Origin of the sequence: Desulfobacula phenolica (assembly GCF_900105645.1) — a bacterium.
GTDB lineage: Bacteria > Desulfobacterota > Desulfobacteria > Desulfobacterales > Desulfobacteraceae > Desulfobacula > Desulfobacula toluolica.
Map to the genome: position 1 here is coordinate 114,105 of NZ_FNLL01000012.1, position 24,695 is coordinate 138,799.

The following is a 24,695-nucleotide window of genomic DNA, read 5'->3' on the forward strand; positions in this document are numbered from 1 at the left end:
GTTTCCCGCCTTAACTGTAACTGTTCATCACATTTTATCACATTGCATCACGTTGTGTTATCCGGCAAGCCAGCCGCCTTTTTGACGCTGATTTAATTTTTTCAGTTCAATGGCGGCTCGTTCATGGCTGATACGTTCATTGATCAGGTCTTTGTATATCCGGTCGGCGATTTTACGCCGCTTGACAGCATCACCTGCATCCAGAACAGCCTCAACCATTCCGGTTATTTTAGAGGCGATGCTGTTTTCAGATCCGGCAACAGTCAGATTATTTTTAATGGCAGTGACGGCAGTGTCAAGGTTTGACCGGATCAGGGCGATCCCTGCCTGATATTTTTCCGTCTGAGCAATCCCTTTGCCTGCTGTCTGATCTAAAATATTGATCAGATAATCCCGGCATAACATGCCATAATCCTGGAAAGACGTGAGCATATTCAACCCTTGCTCAAAGACTTCTGGTTCCCGGTCATTCAATAAATTTTGCCCCGCCAGATAACACTGCTCCCAGGCCTGCCACCGGTAAACAAAATCCAGGCCGGGGCCTTTGATGTTCTGCAGTCCCATGACCCTGTTCAACAGTCCCGGGGGGGTATGGCTGCAAATGGTATTGATGATCTGTTCGCCTGTGGCATGGACATTTTCAATAACAATTAATTTTTGCTTAAACCATCTGGTAACAAGGGTTTTAAACTCCATTTCCAGGGCTTTTGTACTGGGTTGCTGTTTTATTTTTTCCTGGAATGCTTCAGCCTCTTTGTTCTGTTTTTTCAATTTCTCAATATGGTGTATGATTTGCTCTGTTTTTTTTGCTCTGTTTTTTAATTCCAAGTTTTTTAATGTCGTATTTTCAAGCAATGAAGCAGGATGGGTGACGGCTGTTTTGATTTCTTCCTGGCTTAGTTTTGCTCCCAGGCTGTTGAGCATAACCTTTGCCCGGTTGATAACCGTCTGTGAAGAAAGTGCTATTCTCAATTTTACGGCAACTTGCCGGAATGTTGAAAGGCCTGCATTACGGTCATTGGTCTCGGTTGGGAACAAATTGATTTTTTCCAGATATTCATCCCAGGCCGCAGTAATGAATCCCATGAGTCCAGACAGGTTTGATCCGATCAGAAAATGATAATCAGCACTGAGATCCTCCACAATAATTGAGGCAAACATCCTGGATCTTGTTATTCTGTCCGCCCGGTTGTTGACCAGAGTGCTTATAATGGTTTCAGGAGTATTTTCATAATCAGGGCTGTCAAGTTTCATCCGTTTCCAGTTGCTCAGGGTTGCAAACCGCTCATTGGCCGACATACCGTTGATAAATGCAAGTTTTTTGTTTTTTATGGGCGCAACAGGAAAGACTTTTAAAGCCCCGATATCGGGAATCACCCTGTCTGCCATCTCCCGGAGGGCAAAATCGGGATCTATGTCTAAAAAACCGGCCAGTTTTAATACCAGGGCCACATTGCTGGGATGCTCCTCGTATGTAAACCTGCCCAGTACGTCCGGTGTCAGCAACCCTGATTCAAGCCAGCCTGTATACTCTATTTTTGTTTTTTTCTCTTGTGCATCCCGGGCAAGGATGGGTTTCATTTCCTCTTCAGATGTAATCAGCACACCTTTTTTCGGTATAAAATTTGTCATGACCTGTGGAATGTTGATGCCTGCCGGTCCTTGAATATCCTCATGATCCGGATAAGTATTGGTAATGGTGGACACATCGTCACGGGTCCATTGCTGCTGGAGAATTTTGACAAAGGCAGGAGACAGGGCCATGCATTCCCATAAAAATATTTTTGATTTCAGTTTTTGAGTCATGCGGATCATATGATGATGTTCCCATATGGTTGCTTTGTCATAGGGTCTGAAAAGAAACATTTCCCTTGTTTTCCCAAAGGGGAAGGCATGAAGAAACATGGCTTCGCATCCGGTTGTCTTGTTCACCAGCCCATGCCCTAAAGCTTCAAACACAGCGGCTTTAAGTCTTTCAACCCCAGATTTTCCACGGGTTCCCCATCCGCCGATGACAAGGGTTATTTGTTTTCTGGCAGATGCAACAGCATGGCTTAAGGACAGATTTTTATAGAGAAAGAAAAAAAGCAGTGCAGCTGAAAAAAGACCCAGTTCATACAAAGAGTTTTCATAGGCTGAAAAAAAATAATATTTGAACCGGGTCCATACATCCGGGGTGAAAAAGGGAAGGCCAAAAGCAAAAAATCTTGTTACTGAAGGATCTTCATCTTTTTGTGGCGGTATAACGGCAAAACCCTCAAATTGTATGTCAAAGCCCAGTTTTCTCAAGGAGCGGATATAATTATCCGGGTTTTCCCGGCTAGTCTCCTCCCAGTTTCTAAAATCCGCATGTTTTGAAAATCCCAGGGTGAGCGATATCCAGGCCAGGGCACGCCTGAATAAAGACCGGGGAGAATACATTTTTGTGACACCTTCCGGGGTATAGATTTTAACCGGTCTGGTTAAAAAAACTGTTTTTGAACAGCCTACGGCGTCATCAACCAGAGGAAGATAGGGCCTCCACCCGGATTCAGTGTCAACATACAAGGGTTCTCCCGGAACTTTTGTCCGGGTAAGTTCGCTGCCTATACCTGAAGGGGCTCTCAGGTGTCCAAAATATTTTCTGCCGGTGATGTGGCTGAACCCCTGCCGTTTATCCGGTGACGGGGAAAAAAATTCATGTAAAAATCTCCAGACCCGGAAACCAAAACGCTCTCCTCTGAAAAGAAAAATTCCGGTGATGCCTTTTTCAAGACCCAGGCTGAAATCTTCCAGGGCAAGTACGCAAAGGATTCTGCCGATACTGTTGTCGTCCATATTTTTAAACCAGGACTTGGGAAGCCGCTTTTTTTTGCCGGGTCTGATATGGGGGATAATGGCGGCAAGTTTCTCCATCAAGTCTTTTGCCTCATCATCTGTTTGAATGAGCAGTTTTTCCCGGGTTAATGCAGCCCAGCGTCTTACAGACAAAGATTTTGCGGTCTTATGAAGCTGTGTGATAACCGGCAGTTGCCGTTCAAAAAACGCGGCTGCACCATCGTGGTGTCCTGCCGTGTTTAATGTGTTTATAATATCATAAACGCATTTAAAGCTGACACGGACAGCAAAGGGGTCTTTTTCCATGGACAGGTGATCAAAAATCAGGTCCGAGACCGTGCCGGTAAACAAAAGTATCAGATCATCTGATGATGCCACGGCTAAAAGCCCGGCCGCCCTTACCTTTGGGGAGAAGTCCTTGAAAAGGATGTGTCTGAGCCAGGAGACGATATCCTCATTTTGTGTCCCGGATGTTTGGCGGATCAGAAATTTTATCAAAACCCCTGGAACAGCCTGCCTTACAAAAGGGCTGATATCCCTGGAAATGGTTGGAATAAATTTTTTAATCTCTTTTTCATTGTTAAAATGATCATGGAACAGCTGTATGATTTTTCTGCGGACAAACAGGTCGTCACCATCTACTGGATTGAAAAGCCGTCGGGTGGCTGCCTGGAAAAAAGAGTCCGGGTCAAGTACTGAAAGCAGGTCAAAGGCTTCACACTGAATCCATATCTGCTGGCGGACATCCAGGGACGCCCGGTAGATGAAGGTGATAATTTCCTCTTCAATTATCTCATTTTTGACCTGTGAGGGAAGGGTCCTGATGATCCTTGTCATGCACCTGAAGGTTTCTATTTTTACCCGCTCGTCACCGCTGAAGGCCAGCAGGGGTTTTAATGTCTTTTCAATGTTGATACGGTTGAGTATTCTTTCCTGTTCCGCCTTATCTGAAACCGAACCCAGGGCTTTTGAGGCAATCACCCCCAGCCGGTTGAGCAGAAAAACAAGATGGTATTCGATCCGGGCAATTTTACGGCTGCACCTTTCAAGAACAACATCATACCCGAACCAGCGCTTAAAGGCCCGCTTGTCGCCTTTGATCCGGGAAGCTGAAGCGCCCAGGTCAACGGCAAACTGAAGGATCAGAGCTTTTTTTTCAATGTTAGTATTGGCGGACGCAAACCGCAGGTTATAGTCAACACGCAATACGTTCAAGGCGCGGATTGCTTCTTGCTCGGCCATGGACTCATTCACCAGAAAATTAATGATCTGATAGGACAGGCGGCGTTTTTCAGGAAAATTTGCTGCCTGCTTGTTCAATGCCTTCCTGTTTAGAAATTTATCTGTTAGAAATTTATCGGGCAAAAATCTGTCTGCCAGAAACTTATCAGTCAGCTTGTTGATTTTTTCTGTGAATAATTTGTCCTCCAGATTTGACAGGTCTGCTTTTAAAATATGTTGAGTCTCTTGTTTTATCTGTTTCATGTTTTTTTTCATGATCAATTTTGCCTAATGGTTGCGGATAAAGGTATTGTTTTTTTGGGGCATGTTTCGTTTATGGATATTGAAAAAATCCAGGGCTCCCGGCCTGATATCTTTTAAACCCCGGCCTTTGCTGAAAAACCAGACTCCTGAAAACTCAATGGCGGTGTCACTGTTGTCCAGGTCCTGTTCAAGGGTCAGGCCCAAAGTAAGCCGTTGCTGATCACGGGTCCAGTGATTCCAGAACAATTCAAGGGTTCCGGTGTTTCTTTTGATATCAGCGGACCGGTCCTCATCTGAAAAATAATACCTGTGGCCGTAAGAAAGATTTGCCTGAAAATTACCCAAAAGCTGCTTCCATCCGATTTTCATTTTCATATTATCCGGTTGAAGCAAATTCATATTTTCATTGCTGCTGATTGATCCTTGCAAAAACCATACAGTATCCAGCCAGGGCATGTATGAGGCGTATTCAGAAAGGGTTGCCCCCGCCCTGTGGTCGTTTTTGTAGTCGGTAAAGATATCTCGGTCCACCAGGCGGTTGGGATATTGGTTTGCATCATCCATGCTCAATATTCTTCCAAAAAGGGAAAAAGATGGGATATGAAAAGCTTTCAGGCCAGAGTTCAGGCCAAATTTCAAGTATAGTGGCCGTTTTTGAAAAATTCTTGCTTTGAAAAGACCGGAATATTCCGCAGGGCTGTTGTCAAACATGGCAAAAGTATCTGCATCAGGATTTTGCAGGTATATGCGGCCTGTAAGGTTCAGGCCCAGGGGAACCTGCCTGGGATAATAATAAAAATCTTGTGTCAGTCCGATGACCGGTCCTGCATTTTGCCTGAAGCGGGTTAAAAATCCAGTGTCGGTATATCCAGGCAGAGTTTCGTGATAATAGTGATGGGTTGCCAAGATTTCATATATATGTCCCTGGTCTTCTTCTGCCTCATCTTCCAGGCTGTTGAACAAGTTTTTATATGATCCGGCCAAAGACCAGGTTCCGTCTTCCTGAGACCCAAGGGCGTAAGCGTCTTGAAAACAGACGGTGTTGCCGGGAGAAAAATCTTGTAAAAAATTTTCATGGGGAGCAGGAACAAGGTCAAAGTCGGCTTTCACCAGTCTTGGATTTAACGGATCGGGTGGGAATATGGCCTTAGCTCGCCTGTGTACCCTGAACAGGGCTTGGGATTTATTTTTGTCCGGTTCCAGGACAAGGGTGTGCCAGCCCGGATTCATATATTGATGCTCAACCCGGGTATCGTTGTTTTTGAGCGTATCAATGCGTATCCATGCCGGTCCCTGGATGTGAACCCTTACAGGGTCTTTGTGGGTTGCCCTGTAAAAGGAACGCTTGGGTGGATTGTCTGTTAGCAGCTCGGTACATGTGCTGTTTGTTAAAGTTTTGCCAACTGATTTTTCGGCACTATATGTTTTTGTAACGGACGGGTTTTCACAAAATTTGACCTTTAAAAACTGGTTTGAATAACTGTCTGAAATACCGATTGTAAGCCTATGAGACCCTTTTGAGACCCGGATTGCCGCTTGGTGGGCAGTCATTCCTGGAAAAAGCGTGATAAATTCGGGAGCCTGGTCATCCAGCTGGTAAAAAAACTTGACAAAAGCGGGTTGCAAAAAAGGCAGATCCAGCAGGGATATGTCTGCTTTGAGCAAAACGGGCCGGGTGTTGTTCATGAACAATACCAGATTGTTTTCTTTTGTTATGATCTGTTCTCCCGAAGATACCGGGGACAAAAGTGCTTTTCTGATGCGAAGGGTATCTGATTCCGGCTCCCATCCGGCCAGTGGAAAAGATTCAATTCCAGCATTGGCTTCAACCATTGAGACAGGTTCCCAGGAAGTTTGTCTGGTAATTTGTCCTAAAAGCCCTTTTAATCCTTTTAAATGGGAATATTTTGTAAACAATTGACGGGCGTCGGCTTCGATTTGCAATATGTTTTCAGGATGTTTTTCCGCGGCCAGCACAAGCTGGGACATGGTTTTGAAAACCAGATCTTTTTCACTGGAAAATCCTTGTTTGGAAAATGGTTCCAGATAAGATGTATCCGGGTAAAGTGGTTCCGGGTAAAGTGGTTCCGGGGTTTTTACCTGCTGTTTTGCCTTCCGTCTGTTTTCAAGATCTTTCCGGGAGAGAACCGGTATCTGCGGCAGTGTTTTCGGACTGTGGCTGTCGTATCCGGCCAGCTCCCGTGCAGCAGCTGAGCCGCCGGAACAAGAACTCTGCATGATCTGCCCTTTTAAAACCGCGTCAACATTGGCGGTTGTTAGTTGAGGCAAAATACCAGTCAAGGGCCTGTCCGGCCTTAAAACTTGAAATGCAGCCAAAAGTGGCGTTGTTGCGCTGTAAACTTCAATGTCATTGGCTCCCGGTATCAGATTGATGTCATGGCTGATACTGGTTCCTGGAGTATGGGTGTTGTCTCCTGAAATCACCATTGCCTGAACCGGAAGATTATTGACAATCGGGACAAGATGATCTTTGTTATTATGTTGGATGGTAAACCACCCGTTCATTGGCATTGTGTCCGGCAGTTTGTCTGTTTGCTCATGCAGAACTCTTACAATAACCTTTAATGTTCCGGGACCGTGAAACCTTGCAGTAACAGGTTTTGAAGGCACGGCCCGGAAAGATTGGGAATACAGATCTCTTGGCAAAGTATATAATGTCACACTTCCGTCATAATCCATAACCGAATCCGATGCAGTCTGCCAATGGTAATCCAGCGGCAGGCCGGAGGACCAGGCTTCCCAGTCCAGTATGCCTTGAAGCCGTTTGGCCGGGGTCGCTGAAAAAAGAGCGGAGTTGATTTCCAGCCCCCTTTCCACAGCTGTTTGAAGAATTTTTCCCGGTTTTCCCGCAGAGTCAAGGATTTTACATGCCTGTTCCGGTTTTGACTGGTACAGCAGGCCCATACCGGTCCAGTAGGCGGCTTGTTCCGAAGAGTTTAAGCGGGTGACAAGATCATCATACACCCGAACCCAGCCCAGAGTGCCCGCCGCCTTTAACAGCGGCATTACGGGCTGAATGTCTGAAGGAAGAACCGCAGCCAGGAACAATGCCTGGGAAAACTGCCCCTGCTCGACCAGAAGTTGTGTCAAATCCCTTATGTGATTTGGTGTGGGATAACGAACAGCCCTTGTGCAATACAGAGCCATCACCTGAGAGCAGTCCTTTGCCTGCCGGTAAAATTTTAACAGCCGTTCAAAAGCGGAATCAGAAACCGGTTGCGCAGCGTTGATAAAAAGCTGTTTGAGCCATGCTTCTGCAAGATAGGTTTCGCCCAGGGACATCAGCTGATCAGCTATTTTTAAAGCTGCGGTACAGCGAATTTGCCCGGCAGTGTTGTGGAATACGGCCGACCATTTTTCAAGGGCAGGCAGAGCCTGGTTTTGGTCTTCCAGGTATCGGGCTTTTTTAACCAGGGCGTTTGTCCGGGCATCTGAAAACATTGCCCCGAAAGGATATGAACGTTTAACAGCCTGGCAATCTGTTTGAAAAGCTGTGCAAGCTGCCCGATGATCAGCCTTGCCTGGCCGTTGGTTTGCCTTTGAAGCTGCCTGGGTATCTGCCTGGGAGGCAGTGAACACGGCATGATTTGACCGTATCATACGAACCAGGGAGGTCTGAAAATTTTTTAAATTACGGATAATATTTTCTTGTCCTTCCTCGTAACTTTTTGAAAATTTTGTACTCCGGCCTGAAGAAAGCCGGACAGCAAAGTCGTCAAAAAGGCCGGGGCAGATTTTTTTATGTTTACCGATCCAAAGATAGTCTGATTCAGACATGACATAGGGTTTTGAATCCAGGTATTGGATTGCTGCTCTGCCTGTAAATTTTTTTTCTCCCCACAAGGAAAATTCATCTGCTCCGGGCGGCAGATCCAATTCAAAATAAGATGGTTGGATCAATTTTTTCGGATCAAGACAAGGATCGGACAAGGTTTTTTCAAGTTGCCGGAGTACAAGTCCCGCTTCTGCCGGAGTGATCCTGAACATATCTTGTGTGACATCATATTTAGTTTCAGCGGTAAAGCAAAGCTTTGGTTTTCCGTTAAATTGAACAAAAAAATTTTTTGCACCATTTCCTGGCTCCAGAATGCCTGTCTCCAGATTATTGGGCTCCAGAATGACCCTAAGCTTTGACCATGCCGTTCTTTTGGGAATGGTGTAAACCAGGGGCCGGGTTTTGTCATTGGGAACGCTCAGGAAATATCCTTTTTGAATCAGGCTGACGAGTCTTTGTCTGTGCTGTTGTGCCACAACCATGCGGGTGTCCCCTGCTCTCCTGAGCCTGGGCAGGATGAATCCGAGGCGTTCCTGGGATTTATTATCCGGCTTGATCCGGGGCAAAAGATTGCGAAAAAATGTATGACCTTCATATAAATTTTTTGCTTCACGCTTGAGTTGCGGGGCATCAGGCCGGGTTTCAGCAAGTTTTTCCATCAAAGACGCGCTGAAAAGTCCGCTCTGGGGCCGTGTGTTGTCTTGTGCTGTTTTTTTTGCTGCCGCTTCAATTTGGGAGAAAGAAAATGCCGGGTTGGGTATGATATCAAACATTTTATTCAGAGGCATGACAACTGTTTTTTGAGACAAAACCGTGTCCATGCTTTTTTTGTAAGTTTTTGGCGCATTGAATTTTGCCAACAAATAATCAGGGTCTTCCTGTTTTATGACCCGCACAATAAGATCCGAACGTGGAACAAGTGTAAGTGTATGGTTGCCTTTTGGCAGGGTTAGAAAAGAGGTTTTGATCCGTCCGCAGAGCCGGGGAATGCCGTTGATAAAAATGAGCCGTGAGCTTTCCGGTACGGTTTCAAAATCCAGGACAGCATGGGTTTTTTCATCCATGAACACCTTTAACCCGTACCTGAGTCTCCTGAAAGATTCACGCTCCGGGTATACCAGACGATTTTCAACAACAAGCCGGGCCGGGCCGTCCAGGCTGATTCGGGAAGGCTTGTCAGCCGTTAAGCGCCAAAAACTGGCTGATCCCGCCGTGTCCTGATGCGACACTGAAACAGCAGTGCCCTCAAGGGGAATCAGTTTCCTGGCCGGGGCAAGCGTGCCCAAGGGTTCCTGCCGGGAAAAAAACAGGGCAATGCTTATGTTATGTTTTATGTATGTTGGAAGAAAAATCTTGCAGATTACAGGATCATTTGTATCAGGATCAATAAGGGCCGAAAGTTTATCAGGAGTCATGGGAACTTTCAAAAAAGCATGCAGCCCGGTGCCGTTGGACATGGAAATTTTTAAGGGGGCAAGCCCTGTTTCGTGATCCTGTGATATAAGCCTTAGCATGCGCTGTTCGGGAATTTTTACCTTGACGGCCTCTCCCGGCTCAAGGGTTATCAGATGCATGCGGTATTCACGGCTGTACCTGGGGCATGGCCCTTCTATAATGTTTTTTTTATTTTCAATATTGTCCCATCTCAACGGAAGGTCATAGGCATTCAGAAGATGCATCTGCAGATCATCCACAGCAGCATGGCCGTAACCTGTGACAAAAAAATAAAAAACGGCTCCCATCAACCGGATCAAAAGATATCTGGTCATTATTTGAATTCCTTTAAAGCATTTCTATACAGTTTAAAAACCATTGTTTGATCTCAGGGACATCTTTGATCTGCTGCCGGGTTGCAAGATCCAGTTCAATGTGTATAAACCCATTGTGGCCTGCGGATCGAAGAAGAATGCCGCTTATATTCCGGGTGCCCCCAAGCTCTCTGACATCACGGGGATACAGGCTGACGTTTCCGGTAAATTGTTTTTTCAGGCAGTCTGCAAACTTGTTGGCCAGGCGGCTTGCCTGTCGTGTTCCCGAACTTACCACAAGGTTTGAATTCCGGCCTTCCAGTGTTTTTCTTCGGGATTTTGAAAATCCATGAACCTGCAACAATGATCCGTCTGGATATGCCCGGGCAAATGCGGCTGTAAATGCCGTAAAAAAGGTGTCTGAAAGTTTTGCCAGATCATGGGCTTCATCATTTTTCGGGCGGTTTTTCTGCTGAAGATTGTTTTTTTGCGGCAGGGAATTTTTTCTTTTGTTTCCATACCTGTGAACAGTATTAAATGCTGCAGCTGCAAAGTGTCCTTCCAGACTTAATTGAATGCCGATATCGTCAGTATGAAAGTCATGCAGTCCGTGGGGTATCATCAGAACACGATTGGTCTTCGGGGTTGTGGGAAAAATATAAAAACCCCTGCCGGTACGATTTTGTTCATCTTCCGACAAAAGAGTATACTCCTTGCCTTTGCATTCAATATTTGTCATGGAAAAATTTAGTTGTTTCCACTCTTCAATTAATGCCTTATGAGGCTCTTTTTTTAACATTCGATAAAACAGGTGCTGAACTGTCTGCAACTCTTTTTTGGAAGGAAACACAAAATCGGTTTTTGTCCGTGCCTCATGAAGATGCTGTTTGACAAGCAAATATCCGCTATCGCCTTGGGATAAGGAGGGCTGTAATAAAAAAAACAAGGTCAGCGCAAATTGCCATGCAACGGTTTTGTCCAAAATCATTTTATTTCCTTTAATATTTTGCGCTCGGGATAGACACCAGAAATTACCCTGTAAGGAACGATATAGGCATCAGGGCCGTGTTCCAGGGTCAGGCTGATTTCATATTTGCCGGGTTTCAGATCCGAGCGGAGCGGAAAAAAACAAGACTGCCTGGATCTCAACAAAGGGGTGGATGAATTCAGAATATAGGCGGGTTCATTGTTGTCCGGTCTCAGGCTGTATTGCCGTTTTCTGCGGGTAAGGGTATTGAACGGGCCATAATCCGTAAAAGAAAGATTTTGGATTTTGGCTGTAAAGACGAGTCTTTGGCTATGTTGATCACTTTGTTGATCCCCATATTGATCACCAGAGTGATACATAGAAGGAAAAAACAGGGCCAGGGATAAATTTTCATCTTCATCAAACAATTTGGTATAGTCCAATGTCATTGACTTTCGGGTCAGGCGGTAGGCAAATCTCAAATGATATCCTGCATCTTCAGAGCGGATAAGGTTCACAAAACATTGAACAGGAGCCGAAGACAATAGGGTAAGCTTGTGTATGCCTGCCTGGACAGGCGGCAGCATCACGCTGCCGGTGAGCCCTGCCAGATCTTTTTGAAAATAATCTTTCCTGTCAAGTATCGCCTTGATATGAAAAGGCCGGGATCTGTTTTCACTGTAAAAAATCAGCCGGGGCCTCATTTTTTTCAGAGCCCCTTGGGACTTAAAATTGATTGTCACGGGTATGTTCAAGGGTATTTTTTTAAAATTTGACACAAGGGCTGAATCACGGTGATACTGTTTTTTTTCAGCCGGCGTTAAAATATAGTGCCCGTTGCCATTGTCATTGCTATTGCCGCGGGGGGCAAAGGATTCCCATACAAAACGGCCTGAGGACAGATCATAATCAATGTCCGGCGGTCTGTGCTGAAGCCTGAGCAAAACCGATCTTTGCAATTTAAAAAGCGTGTTAAATCCCAACGGTGTTATGGGAAACCAGGAGACTTGTTTTTCATCTTCTTTGTCCATGGAGGCATACCCGTCTTCAGGCACACGGGTCAGGGCCATCCTTTGAGGAGGACGGTTGTATGCAGTTGCCAGCAGTGGGCTGGAAGATGAAAACCGGATGGAGGAAACCTTTGGAGGAAGCCTGAAATAAACTGCAACAGGATCGGATAAAATAATCCTGGTATCATTTTCAATCAAGTGATCATATACGGAAGGAACCGGGTCAAAAGGAATGTTTTTTTTTAAAATTTGTTTTCCGTTATGATCAAGCAGAGCGTAATCAATAGACTGATCAGCAGAGATTGTGTCGCTTGTTTTTTTTCTGAACACGGCCTTAAAGGGTGTGGACAGCCCTTTTGCATGGGAAACCCGATAGGTCAGAGTGTTCTCTTGGTCCATGGCAAATGCCCGTGCAACAAGGGGGGCAGGAGTGATATCAGTCTTCTGGCCTTTGTCAATGCTGTAGACCTGAACAATAACCGGCTGGTCAGAACTCAATTCCATTATGCCTCCGGCAAGCCGGTTTTCATATACAGCAAAAATGCCGTTCCATGGCACTGTCCATTCTTGTTTTTTTTGTTTTTTGCCAAACCATTTTAATTGTATATGGGCAGGGGGCTTTCCTTCCACAATGGGGGCAACATGCGAAAATACACATTTGACTTGTATTCCCTGTTCCGGGATGGGTACGGTAACCCGCAACTGCTGATCAATCACCAGACCGGTTGGGAAAGGTGGCGGTTGCACAATGTCGGCGTCAATCTCTTTTCTGACATAAAGTTTGCGCAATACATAATCTTTGCTGGCAGATCCCAATGGTGCCAGAGGTTGCCAGGCCATTCGCATAAGGTTTATCTGTTCGGTCTGCGTTAAAAATTCAGGAGGATAGATATTAAAACGGGACAGATGCTCTCTTTTTTCCTTGCCGGTTCGCTGCCACTGGTGCTTTAAATTGTTTTCAGAAGGTGTTTCAGGCAGATAAAGCCGCATTACCACATCAAAGATAATGGGGTCATGACCAAAAAGCCGGAATCTCATCTTTAAACCCTGGTTATCCGGGATTTTCTTAAAATCCAGAACCACACTCCTGCCGTCTGCGGGAACCAGGGGTGTTTTAAGATAATACCCTGCCGTGTATTGCTTGTCCCCGGCAGCATCGTTATACAAGGTGATTTTAGTATGTTTGTGATAAATTCCTGATTTTATAATATTATTTTCTTTGTCGCAAATCTGGTATTCCAGGGCATACTTCATTGGGGTATCAGGATCATAGTCGGCCTTTTTGGGGATATTGGCAGTGGTGATGATCTTGACCCTGTCTGTTGCCGGGGGAAGATAAAAGTTGGTCCAGTGATTTTGATCCAGTTTATAGCACAAGCTTATCTTTGCATCCGGGGCTTTTAAATAGCTCAGCATGTTCTGCCTAAGCCCTTTAAAAAAACTTTCAAATTCAAAACCCATTGTATGGCAAGGCCATATGAAAAATAATGCGGCAGCAGCCGTTAAAAAATATTTTTTCACTGTTTTGTCCACTCCAGCCATGCAAGTCTGGCGTCAATATAATGGGATATGCGTTCTTGAGTAACCTGCAAGACGTTTACGGCAAGTGTTGTGCCCATATCTTTTGGAAACAGGTTGATAACTGCGGCAAGCTGTTTTGCTTTTGTGAATACAAGTAAAAAGCTCTGTTTTGAATTCAGGTCGATGATTCTTTGATAAGACAGGCCTGGCCATTGATGCAAAATTTGATCCAGCACAATAATATCATGGGTTTCAATATAGGTCTGAATAAGGGTTTTAAACCGGCCTGGCAAATCAACCGGCTGGTTTCGGCTTGTGTTGATAGTGGCGAAAAGATCGGCTTCAATTGTGTTGATGCCCAAAGCTCTGAACTGGCTTTCCTGTCTCTTGTTTTCCGTTTGCTGCCTGAAATAGGCTCTTATGACGGGAGACAGCCAGATAATGGCAAACTCTTTATTCCGGGACTGGTCCAGGTACATGGCCTGGGGAATTCCCCCGACTTCATATCCGGCCGTGGCTTTTGACCCGTCCGCCAGTTTAATGCTCAATCCGTTTGATTTCAAAGAGGTGATCAGGTCAAGGGTCAAAGTATCGGGTTGACTGTAAAGCTTGACTCCGGATCGAAAAGACAGCAATGCATCAGTATCCGGCAAAGGCGCATCCGGTTTGAATCCAAGTGCCCTGCATTGAACGATCATCAAGGGATCAGATCCTTGTTCTCTTACCATCACCTGGCTGACAAGGGTGTACAGGCTTTCTTTGTTCTGCATCCTGATGATATCCGATGATCCGTCCGGGTTTGTTAAAGGGTGGGCCGTACTGATCATCAGGCCCAATGCCTTGGTCCGTTCAAACAATGACACTGAGTACTCAAACACGTTCATTTCAGATAAAGGCCTAGGTGTTTGGATCAGATAGGGATTTGACGGGCCGAGACGGAAAATATAACTTCCCCAGAACCGCTTGGCTGCATCATCTCTTTCCGATAAAATCAAATAATCCTGGTGTGAAGTTTTATGGCGGTACTGGATGATTTCATACCCCATAACGGCAGCCGATGTGTTTAATGCTTTTAATTCATTTACAGCATTCGGTCCCCATCCCTTATCTGAATACAATTGCCGGGACAGCTTTAACAAAGGGGTTAAAATTTCATGGTCAAAAAACAAAAGTTCTTCAAATCTTGGTACTTGATACAGGCCCGATCCTTTTTCTGAAATTTTTTGTTTGCCCCTGAGCAGCCAGTCTTGAAGATAACCCACAATACTCTGCTCACTGAGTTCAACAGGCAGTTCAATTCCCTTGAAAGGTGTTTTAAACATCAAATCCCTTGCATGGTGACGGTTCAGCATTAATACGGCAAACCCGGAATGCGACTTGTCTTGCAGCCGGTTGTTGAATGGAGAAGTTTCCCATTTTATGCCAAAAGTACCCAGTATGTTTTTTAAAAGCACAAGATCCAGCCCGGGCGGTAAAGAAGATTTTATCCAGAGAAGGGAATCGACAACCGGGGGTTCTCCCAGAGTAGGGATAACCCGCTTGCCTGTCAGCACCTTTATGGTGTTTTGGGTGTGACCCCGAACCTGAAGGATATTGGTGTCATGAAAAAAACGCTGAAACACGGCAAACAGTGTTAAAGGATTGTTCAAAACATCAGACGTCCCGTCATCATTGGTTTTCAGTCCTGATCCGCCAAAGGCAAGAGCCTTGGCGTTCAAAGCGGAAAACAGCCATGTCCCGGCTTCCAGGATGCCCCATTCATCAAGGGGAGCCGGGACTTCAAGGATCATGGGGTTTTTAAAATCAACATTAAAAACATAACTTCCCCACCCGTTTCGCGGCTCTGCTTCATACACATAAAGATAATGGCCTTCAACCTTTGCCAGGGCGTAATTGATCCGGCCCAGAAGATTTTCAGCTGTTTTAAGAGAATTAATATCCTTTGAAACGCAATAGTGTTCAATGGATTTGAGTGCTTCTGAAAAAATTTCCATCTCCCTGGGCAAAGGAGACACAAAGGAATTTTTTTTCAGGGAAGTAAACAGACTGACCTTGTCTTCTTTTAAAATGTCAATCAACCGCTGGTCGCCAAACTCTTTTTTAACATTCAATATCCGGGTCAAAGGCTGTGCAGTCAATGATAGAATATTGGGAATATGGGTCATGGCAAAACCTATACAGGTTGCCGCCATGACCGCTGCCAACGATGTCTGGAGAACTGCCCGTGTGACCCTGACGGCAATGTCTTTATCGTGCATTTTAATTGCAAGCAAAGTGGTCAGCAAATATCCGAATCCATAAAAATCAGTCACTTTCTCTTTGGGAAACCAATGAATAATGACCCATCCCAGCACCAACTTATAAAAAAAACCAACATTGAAAAACAAAAGAATTTTTCTTGCTCCCTCCATGTTGGCTTCGCGAAAGATGGAAAGCCTCAGCACCAGGGAGGCGATCATCAAAATAATAAAGGTTTCCAGAAATGTATACACCAGTTTTTCAGGCTGATACCATTGCAGGGCCAGCAATGACGGTATCAGTATTCCGCTGAAGTCCCATCCGTAATGCAGATTCATCCGGGATGCCACAATCGAGGTTGTTAACAATATAATATAGGCTTTGGGGCTGGATAACATTGAAGAGGCAATGTCTTCATACATGTATACGATATTGCCCATGTTGAAATTTGTAAATTCAATCAGAACATACCGGACCAGCAGCCATGTGGTCAAAAGGGTTATAAAAGCCTGGAGAAATCCTTTTTTCAGTCCCGGCTTCCAGAATTGATTGGCCAGCAGGGCAACAACAATGAGGCCGAAGCTGTGCAGGCTGTTGCGGTAATCAAAAACAATCCCGAAAGTCCTGGTCACATATTCTCCTGACAGTGGAAGCAGGATGGTGTCAAAGATCAGTCTTACAATGATGCTGGTCAACAGCAGTGCAAAAAATCTGTCTCTGCCGAAAAAACTGTTCCACAAACCTGATTTTGAAAAATATTCCGAGTAAAGCCAGACCAGAAAATAGGTGATGACGGCTTCAAAAATAATTACGGCTGCCGACAACGGCTTGACCATCAAAAGCGGAATAAGATAGCCGGGCACAACCAGGCCGCTTAACACCCAGCCCAGACGCAGATTAAAAAAACAGGTCACACACACTCCAAGCCAGACCGTTGTGGTCACTGAGTTTGCAAGACTTCCCGGCGGAAAGATATTTAGTATAAAGGATTCAATCATGATTAAAACTTATTCAGCATCAGGTTAAATTGAATGCCTTTTCCAACTTGACTTGTTCCATTCAGATCACATTTCCATTGTTTGAGCTTGGGTGACAGCTGCCGGATCTCTTGAAAAAACTTTGAGTTATTTAACTGGCCTGAAGATAAATACCTTTGAAAATCCTCATCCGGCATTCCATACCCTGTATTGTATATGCTGTAAAAGATACTGCCGTTCTTGGATTCCGACCTGATTTGGATGGCTGTTTCTTCATAGGCATCATGCAAAAGGATTGAAAACAGGGAGATAAAAAGTTTTTTCAGGTCTCCGGGACCGGCTAAAACCAGATCAGATAAGCTGCCGGATGCAATCTCAAAAGAAATTCTTTTTTTGCCTGCGATTTCTTGCAACTGGGATATGGAGTTTTTAATGATTTTGAGGGTGCTTACGGGAAACACCTGATATGTTTCTGAAAACACATCAAGGCTCATATAATCATTGAGTTCTGTAATAAAATTAATCAGGTTGTCTTTTTTATCATTTAGATTTTCAATGAGTTTTGTCTTCTGTTCGGCAACCATTTTGTCATCTTCAAGCATCATGCATACATTGCTTATGGACTCTACCCCTTCTTTAAGGTGGATGTTGCTGCGCTCAAAAAGGTCTGCCTTCAAGGTGCCGGAATTTTTGGCATCGGTTACGTCAATCATCTCAAAAAGCATTCCATGCAGATCAAACGGATATGCATCATCCTGAATCAGGCTGTTTTCCTCTTCAATGAGCAAAGGACGAATGGAGAGCAAAAATGACTTGTCATGGTAGGCTATGGTGACGGGCAGGGTTAATATGTCATGGCTGATGATGGTCTGGCTGAGCAAATTGCGCATCTGTTGAGCCGTATGGTTCGTCAGTTTTACTGCAAGGTCAAGGGCCGTCATTTTAAAAGGCGCAATGTTCATGGTTTTTAAAAAATTGGACATGCCTTGATTGACATGGGTCACCTGTCCGAAAATATCATATAAAATAACGGCGGATTCAATGGAGTTAAAAACCAGGTCCAGAATGGAAACCCGCCTTCCCAGCAGATTGATGATATTATTTATCTCGTGGGAAAGATCTTCCTTTGTTTCAAAACGCAAAATTTTATTGATCAGACTTTTTTGACCTGCCTGCTCAAGATGCCATTTGTCTCTCTTGTAGAGGATTTCGCCTATTTCCACTGCAAAGCGGTTGATTGTGGGAAGAAGAGTGGATATATCCGCTGCGTGGCCGGATGAAATCACAAATGCCCAAAACCCCTGAAGCCTGCCTGCAAAACTCAGAGGAACAAGGTATTGCACATCATTTGGCTTTGCTGTCTTAAAATAAGAATGAATTTCAATGGGTTTGTTTTCTTTGATTGCAGTGGAATACGGTGTTCTCTGATAGTCCCGTCGCCTTTCCTTGATATCACTGATGGAGGTGTTCAAAGCAATTATTTCCTTTACCCTGTGGTCGTTTTCTACCTTGTCAAGAAAAATTGCCCGCTCAAGATTCAGGGTCTGGTTAACCATATTGATGATCCTTGACCAATACTCTTTGGATTCATAAAACCCTGTGGCAGAAAATTTTTTCTTAATTTGAATGGACCGGTTTAATATCATTTCTTTGGCAAGCCTGCTTTTTAACGAACACTTTCTTGCAAATATAAAAACCAGGACGGTTGCACAGGTGAGAATAATTTCAAAAAAAGGCGGCCAGAAAAACGCATGGGATAACAAAACCCAGGTCACTATAACGCACCCCATGAAAAACGCCCCGGTATACACAAGTATCATAATTTCAGACAGCAGCGGATAGAGCGTCAGTCCAAGAAAGGTGATGGTAATAATGAAACATAATGTGGTAAGGGGGGCAGGCCACTTGATTGAGGTTTGTTCAATCAAAGTATCGAGTGCATACCCGTTATATTCGACCAGGGAAATACTGTTGCCACCCGAATGAACAGGAGTGTTAAAACCTGGGGAATTTGCAGCTTTTTTCAACCCTATGATGACACTACGGTCTTGAACCAGTTCCGGGACAAGATTACCGGAGACTATCCGTTTAAAGTCTATATTGGGAAGTTTTTTTGTTGTCGCCATAAAGTTGATAAAAAAGATATTGTCTTCGCCAAGCTCTGGTGTATTTCTCATTTGTGCGGCAAGCACCAGGAAATTTGGTGTTTTTTTATTTTGGACGGTAAAATATGCCTGCTCAAAACGATGCACCCCGTAATTGTTTGGCGGAAGGTCATAGGGTGCCGTGATAATTTTTTTTCCCCGGGCCCGGGCAGGTATAGGATCAAAAAGATCTTCACCTGCCGGATCTTGTTTCCCAAGTTTTTGTCTGCCAAAAATGACATTGCCCATGGAAACGGCTTTGTCATAAAATTTTTCCGATACATTGGGAGGAAAAAAAGAAAATATAACCTGACCGGCTCCAATTGCATTAAGGTTTTGCAAGAAAGATATCCAAACCACATCGCCACTTTTTTGCTGGTCATAATCTATCTCAACAAGAAGTGTTTTTTTTGCAGCATTTTGCTGTTCAGGGATGTGGTTGACAAAAGTGTCATAAAGGATGCCGCTGGGCAGATTAAACGCCCCTGAAAGACTTAAAAACCATATTAAAAGGGTTGTCAGAACCCCCGTATAAATAACAATATATTTTGATTCTCCGTTCATTACATTTCCTTAAAATAAGATTTTGCAGCAAACAGTTACAGCAAATAATTTGGTATGGACCATTTCCATGGATTCTTCAATTTTACCTTTTACTTGGGTTCTTTAATTTTTTCTGAAATATTAAAAAAATCAGCAATTGAAAACAATCATTTATTCTCACTTGTAATATAGTGATAGGTTTTAGTCAACATTCTCATCTATATTGCCAAACGCCAAGGCCTTGAGGAACAACCGCCTCTGCCCGGCATATAAGGACCTAAGCTGCTTGAGTTCCCTTCCCTGCAATGGAAATGATGGAAGATTTGTGCAGTAAAAAATTTATTTTTTTTTGTCCTCAATAGAATAGCTACGCCTGAAATTCTTCAGAATCAGGTGGATGGTGCCTAAAAAGGCTTTCATTCGCCGGACTAAGTTCCCGCCAAGCAAAAAAAAACCTGAATTACCTTTGGACGGGTATAAAAAAAATAGGCGGTGGATTTGGGTTTCAGCAATTTTGTATTGCTTTTTTTAAAATCTTTATTTAGCTACTTGAATTGATTTATAAAATTAAAGGGACCTTGCAGTGTAAAATTATTAAAATGTGGAATTGCTTGATTAGATCTAAAATAGAATGACTATTTTGTACCGGGCCTCTAAATATAAAATTGGCGGCATATTTTTTGCATTTCCAAACTTAAAAAGGCAGGGATAGACGAATTATTAAACGGTATCACTTGCTGAAACATTCTTTATGGAGGCATGATTGAAAAGTTTCGAATTGATCAAACCCTATTTTATCGAGCGCCGGCCGGACCTCATTTGGGGAATCGCGGCTCTTCTTGTGGTGGACGCTTTTCAACTGTTTATTCCCAGGATCATCAAGTGGGCAGTTGATGACATCTCTGCTATGAACATCACCCCTGCCGGTCTTCTGACCTATGCCCTTTACATCCTCGGTGCCGCCCTGATGATCGGTTGTTTCAGGTATTTATGGCGTGTGCTTATTTTCGGAGCATCCAGGAGAATTGAGGAAGGAATCCGTGAGAAAATGTTTCGTCATGTCCAGTTGATGCCGGCCACGTATTTTGAAACGTTTACAGCAGGAGACATCATGGCCCATGCAACCAATGATTTGAAAAATATCAGGATGGCATCGGGAATGGGTCTTGTGGCGCTCACCGACACCATCGTGCTGGGCTTTGCGTCTATTTTTTTCATGGGATATATCAACGTTAACCTGACCTTGATGGCCTTGATTCCCATGCCGTTTATCGCGTTTTTTACCAAAATCTTCAGTAAGAAGCTCTTTGCCGAATACATGACCGTTCAGGCCGGTTTTTCTGATCTGATGGAGTTGGTCAGGGAGCGGTTTTCCGGGATTAAAATCATCAAGGCCTTCAACAGGGAAAATTTTGAGTCGGATTCCTTTTGCAGGGGATCGGAGAGTTATGTGTCGAAAAACATGAGCCTGGTGAAATATACAGGCCTGATTTTCCCAATGATGATTTTTTTGACCAACATAAGTCTTGCCATAGTTATCTTCATAGGGGGGAGGCAGGTGATCACCATGACCATTTCTCCCGGTGATTTTGTTGCCTTCATCAGCTACCTTGGGCTCCTGACATGGCCCATGATGGCCATTGGCTGGGTCACCAATATGATTCAGCGGGGAATGGCATCTGTTCAGCGGATCGAAAAAATACTGGCCCATGAACCGGAGATTAGAAATTCAGACAATGCATTGGTTCCTAAAAAGATTTTCGGCGAAATCCGTGTGGATGAGTTGTCTTTTAACTACAAAAACAAAGAGAGGCAGATCCCTGTACTTGAAAGAATCAGCTTTTTCTTGAATCCAGGGGAGACCCTTGGCATAGCAGGTCCTCCGGGAAGCGGCAAAACCACCCTGGTGAGTTTGCTCCCGAGGATCTTCGATGCCGCCACCGGCGGGATCACCATTGATGGTATGGGGATCAAGGAGATCGACCTTGAACTATTGAGGCGCGCAATCTCCTTTATGCCCCAGGAGCCGTTCCTGTTTTCAGGCACAATTCGGGACAACCTCATTTACGGGGATCCTGGTGCGGGGGAAGAACGTTTGATAAAATCGATCGAGATGGCCAGGCTGACCGAGACAATCGCGTCTTTTCCAGATGGCCTGGAAACCGTGATCGGTGAAAAAGGGGTTTATCTTTCCGGGGGGCAGAAACAGAGACTGGCACTGGCCAGGACATTTCTGAAAGACTCACCCATCGTCATCCTGGATGACCCGGTAAGCCAGGTGGATATGGAAACCGCCATGGCGATCTCAGAGACGATCCGTTCTCTTAAGGGGCACAAGACAATAATCATCGTGTCACACCGATTTTCCGTGTTCAAACATGCGGAAAAGATCATCGTGTTAAAGGACGGCATCATCTCGGAGTCTGGTCGTCATGATGAGCTGGTCGAGTCCGGCGGTTATTATGCGGACGCTTATGAAATGCAGGTTACGGAAGAAAGGATCGGGTAAGGAACTGTTATGAGACTGAGCATGAATTTTCCGGATGAGGAAAGCCTGGACAAACCCAAGGATATAAGGTTGTTGAAACGTTTTTTCCCCTTTATCATGAAGCGCAAACTGATGGTGACGGTCTCTGTGGCGCTGGTGATGGCCATCTCTGCATTGGACCTGGCCATGCCCTATGTCACCCGAATTGCTGTGGACCGCTATATTGTACCCGGACTCGATTTTTCCAGTCAAAGGGATGGTATACAGGGGGAAGGTTCTCCCCCTGCCCTGGCAGTTGAGATCAAAACAAAAGAGATGGAAACGGTCATCCTCAGTCATCCCGGGCTTTTTGAGAGACAAGGAAACACCGCCACCCTCTCATCGGAACACCTGGACCGCCTGACCCGGGAAGAGATGCGCATCATGCGTGCCCATGATTTGCGTGGTACTGCCCTGGTGGGCCTGGTGTTGTTGGCTATTGCGGGGTTGCGGTTTCTGTTCAGCTTTGTACAGATCATGGTGATGGAATACACCGGACAGTGGGTCATGCATGATCTGAGACTTTCCATCTACAGGCATATTCAGCGACTGCCCGTCTCCTTTTTCGATAAAAACACGGTGGGTCGGCTTTCCACACGGGTGACCAACGATGTCCAGAATATGCAGGAGTTGTTTACCTCCATCATCACGTTTGTTATGAAAGATTCCTTCATGCTCCTGGGAATATTGGGGGTCTTGGTGTATATGGACCTGAAGCTCGCTGCTGCGATTTTGTCGGTGATCCCATTCGTGTTTCTGGCAGCCATTCTCTTTTCGAGAAAATCCCGGAAAGTGTTCAGGGTTTTGAGGATTAAAGTGGCACAGATCAATTCGATGTTTTCCGAAGCCATTGGAGGCATGAAGGTGATTCAGCTGTTTACCATGGAAAAGAAGACTCTGGATGATTTCAGGAAAATAAACCGTGAAAATTATGATGCCGGGCTTCAGCAGATTAGAATCTATGGACTTTTCATGCCTGTGATCGACATGCTGGGTTCCTTTACCCTGGCTATCGTGATCTTTTACGGTGGAGGAAGGGTGGTCTCGGAGTTGGTGAGTCTTGGAATCCTGGTTGCCTTTATCTCCTATATCAAGATGTTCTTCAGGCCGATCCGTGATATTGCGGAGAAGCATAACATCCTGCAGAATGCCCTGGCATCCGGCGAAAGAATCGTACAGATCCTGGACAAAAAGCTCCATGGCGAAGGGGGCTCAAAAGAACTGGAAAGGCTGGACACCCTCTCCTTCGACCATGTGACCATGGCATACAAAAAGGGGAAAAACATCTTGAATAATCTCTCTTTTGACCTGAAATCGGGAAGTTCTTTAGCCATTGTGGGACCCACCGGGTCCGGGAAAACCACCCTGATCAACCTGATTGTTCAGTTTTACAAACCAAAAGGTGGAAGGATACTGATCAATGGAGATGAGATCGAACGCTATTCCGTTCGATCCATACGGTCAAAAATAGCCTTGGTGACCCAGGACCCCTATCTGTTTACGGGAACCATTCGGAAGAATATCCTGCCGCCGGAAAAGGATGTGTCAAAAGAGGAACTCAACTCCATCCTGAAGCTCTCCAACTGTCAGTCTATCATTGATAAAATGCCGGAGGGCCTGTCCACGCGAATTTCCGGAGGAGGTGCATCCCTGTCCAGCGGGGAAAGACAGCTCATTTCCATTGCACGCGCGTTTGCTCATCAGCCGGACCTGATCATCTTTGACGAGGCGACCTCCTATGTGGATACGGAATCAGAGGAGAAAATCCGAATTGCGGTTTCCAACCTGAAGGAGAACCGGACTTCCATCACCATTGCCCACCGGCTCCGTTCCGCGGTCACTTCGGATCAGATCATCGTGATCAAGGACGGCAGGGTGATCGAAAAAGGATCCCACAAAACCCTGATGAAAAACAGGCAGTTTTATTATGGCCTTCATCAGGCAAACGGCCTGAAGAAAGGAAAGATTGCGGATACGATGTAGGCGGCTATTGCCGCAATCTCTTTTTGCTTGATGTATTCAACCAGAGGAAAATCGGCCTCCTGAGCAAATTATTTGAATCAGAATGGAACAATATCATATTTAAAGCCAAGACTTGTTTTTCTCATTTTTTTCCTTCTGATTATCATCAGATTATTTTATCGCTTTTGCTGTTCCCTCTGATACAGGTTTGACAGGAAGCGGAAGAGAAGGAAACGCAATTGCTTTGGTTAAATGGTAAGCTGCCTGTAGATAGGATGTAGGACAAAGTGAAAAACATTCCTTGCAGTCCCAGCATTCTTTGGCGGCCAGTTCAGGAATAAAACTTATTTCCCGTTTTCCGCCTTTGTCAATCAATCCGATAACATTTTTCTTTTTAACTTCAGCACAGTATCTTACACACAGTCCACAAAGCAGGCAAAACGAAGACTCTTTTTCAAACCTGTCTTTATCAGCCCCATACTCTTGCGCCAGCTCCAGCAATGCCGGAGAATCCGGAGAATGCGCCAGCAGGAACTCCAAAATCAGTTTGCGAACCTTATCCACCATCTTTGTCCTGGTTCTGACAATCAGACCCTGTTCAACCGGGTAAAGGCAGCCGACAACCAGTTTGCTCCAGCCGTTGACTTCCACTTCCACGGTGCAAAGGCGGCACCCGCCATAAGGCTCCAAAACCTCATTATGACAAAGCGTAGGGATAAATATACCGGCACTTTGAGCCGCCTCCAAAACAGTCATCCCTTCCTCAGCCTTAACTTCTTTTCCATCTATCTGTAAATTGATTTCACTCATTGTATCCACACTCTTTTAGAGTTTAATTCTTGTTTGACCCAACCAGCATTTAAGCCGTAGCAGTCTTTTTTATGCCAGCCTCATACTCATCCCTGAAGTAGCGCAGGGAGCTTTTGAGCGGATCGGAAGCGGTTTTCCCCAAAGAACACA

At 44.9% G+C, this 24,695-nt stretch carries 10 protein-coding genes; 2 read left to right on the forward strand and 8 right to left on the reverse strand.

What is annotated here, in order from left to right; all coding sequences use genetic code 11:
- Positions 1 to 57: 57 nt before the first annotated feature.
- Genes BLT94_RS18005 through BLT94_RS18030 form a run of 6 tightly spaced genes read right to left on the reverse strand, consistent with a single transcriptional unit; the run spans position 58 to position 19,267 of the window.
- On the reverse strand, positions 58 to 4,314 hold the full coding sequence (locus BLT94_RS18005) for a hypothetical protein (RefSeq protein ID WP_092237162.1): 4,257 nt from the start codon (positions 4,312 to 4,314) through the stop codon (positions 58 to 60).
- Positions 4,315 to 4,326: 12 nt separating this feature from the next.
- Positions 4,327 to 9,867, reverse strand: coding sequence for a hypothetical protein (locus BLT94_RS18010; RefSeq protein WP_092237165.1), 5,541 nt, complete (start codon positions 9,865 to 9,867; stop codon positions 4,327 to 4,329).
- Positions 9,868 to 9,880: 13 nt separating this feature from the next.
- Positions 9,881 to 10,834 (reverse strand): hypothetical protein, encoded by a 954-nt coding sequence (locus BLT94_RS18015; RefSeq protein ID WP_092237168.1) that lies wholly within the window; start codon positions 10,832 to 10,834, stop codon positions 9,881 to 9,883.
- Positions 10,831 to 13,344, reverse strand: coding sequence for a hypothetical protein (locus BLT94_RS18020; RefSeq protein ID WP_092237171.1), 2,514 nt, complete (start codon positions 13,342 to 13,344; stop codon positions 10,831 to 10,833). Before BLT94_RS18020 ends, BLT94_RS18015 begins: the two co-directional genes overlap by 4 nt.
- On the reverse strand, positions 13,341 to 16,580 hold the full coding sequence (locus BLT94_RS18025) for a poly-gamma-glutamate biosynthesis protein PgsC/CapC (protein WP_092237174.1): 3,240 nt from the start codon (positions 16,578 to 16,580) through the stop codon (positions 13,341 to 13,343). Before BLT94_RS18025 ends, BLT94_RS18020 begins: the two co-directional genes overlap by 4 nt.
- A gap of 2 nt (positions 16,581 to 16,582) precedes the next feature.
- The gene (locus tag BLT94_RS18030; RefSeq protein WP_092237177.1) at positions 16,583 to 19,267 is read right to left on the reverse strand and encodes a CHASE2 domain-containing protein; all 2,685 of its coding nucleotides are present in this window, start codon (positions 19,265 to 19,267) and stop codon (positions 16,583 to 16,585) included.
- Positions 19,268 to 20,009: 742 nt separating this feature from the next.
- Between BLT94_RS18030 and BLT94_RS18035 the strand changes: the two genes are divergently transcribed.
- Both BLT94_RS18035 and BLT94_RS18040 read left to right on the forward strand, forming a co-directional pair.
- On the forward strand, positions 20,010 to 21,755 hold the full coding sequence (locus tag BLT94_RS18035; RefSeq protein ID WP_014959471.1) for an ABC transporter ATP-binding protein: 1,746 nt from the start codon (positions 20,010 to 20,012) through the stop codon (positions 21,753 to 21,755).
- A gap of 9 nt (positions 21,756 to 21,764) precedes the next feature.
- Entirely contained in the window at positions 21,765 to 23,756 is a 1,992-nt protein-coding gene (locus tag BLT94_RS18040; RefSeq protein WP_245743176.1) for an ABC transporter ATP-binding protein, read from the forward strand.
- 150 nt (positions 23,757 to 23,906) lie between these two features.
- On the opposite strand, the gene BLT94_RS18045 is transcribed toward BLT94_RS18040, so the two are convergent.
- The gene (locus tag BLT94_RS18045) at positions 23,907 to 24,545 is read right to left on the reverse strand and encodes a 2Fe-2S iron-sulfur cluster-binding protein (RefSeq protein WP_014959473.1); all 639 of its coding nucleotides are present in this window, start codon (positions 24,543 to 24,545) and stop codon (positions 23,907 to 23,909) included.
- Positions 24,546 to 24,594: 49 nt separating this feature from the next.
- Positions 24,595 to 24,687, reverse strand: coding sequence for a hypothetical protein (locus BLT94_RS22400; protein ID WP_245743178.1), 93 nt, complete (start codon positions 24,685 to 24,687; stop codon positions 24,595 to 24,597).
- Positions 24,688 to 24,695 lie beyond the last annotated feature (8 nt).